This window comes from Paraburkholderia sp. J63 (assembly GCF_905220245.1).
Taxonomy (GTDB): domain Bacteria; phylum Pseudomonadota; class Gammaproteobacteria; order Burkholderiales; family Burkholderiaceae; genus Paraburkholderia.
Genome location: NZ_CAJMZF010000154.1, coordinates 1 through 662, shown reverse-complemented (window position 1 = coordinate 662; position 662 = coordinate 1). Strand labels below are relative to the sequence as shown.

The 662-nt window shown below is 66.2% G+C and carries 1 protein-coding gene; it reads left to right on the top strand.

The annotated features are described in order from the left end of the window. On the top strand, positions 1–545 hold a 545-nt coding region (locus U5775_RS38935), incomplete at its 5' end, for a sulfatase/phosphatase domain-containing protein (protein ID WP_322063438.1). Positions 546–662: the final 117 nt, after the last annotated feature.

The window sequence follows — 662 nt, the reverse complement described above, 5'->3', positions numbered from 1 at the left end:
AGGTGCCGCTGATCGTCTACGATCCGCGCCGCGGCGCCGACGCCACGCGCGGCCACGTCGAAGAGCAACTCGTGGAATCGATCGACGTACTGCCGACCGTGCTCGACGCCTTCGGTCTCGCCGCGCAACCGCATCTCCTGGAGGGACGCTCGCTGCAGCCGCTGTTGCACGGCGAGGCGGTGTCATGGCGCGACGCCGCGTTCAGCGAAATGGATTACAGCTTCCGCGCGAGCGTGCGCGAAGCCGTGGGGCAGCCCGTCGACCGCTGTCATGGATACATGGTGCGGACTGCGCGCTGGAAAGCGGTGTTTTTCGACGATCTGCGCCCGCAGTTGTTCGACCTCGAGAACGATCCCGACGAGTATCACGACCTCGGCGCGGACCCGGCGCACGCAGCGGTGCGCGAAACGTTGCTGCAGAACCTGTTCGACTGGCTGCGCGCGCGCAAGATCCATCCGACGATCGACCATGACAGGATGGCGGGGACGTCCGCGCGCGAAGTGGCGGGCGGCGTGCTGATCGGCGTCTGGGCGCGCGAGGCGTAGCGCGGCACGTGATGGGGATGTTTCGCTTCGCGCGGGACATCCCCGATAGAGACAGCAAAAAACAAAGCACGTCGTGCAGGTGCCTCGCAGCCAGCGCTAATTCCATTGCGCGGCTAA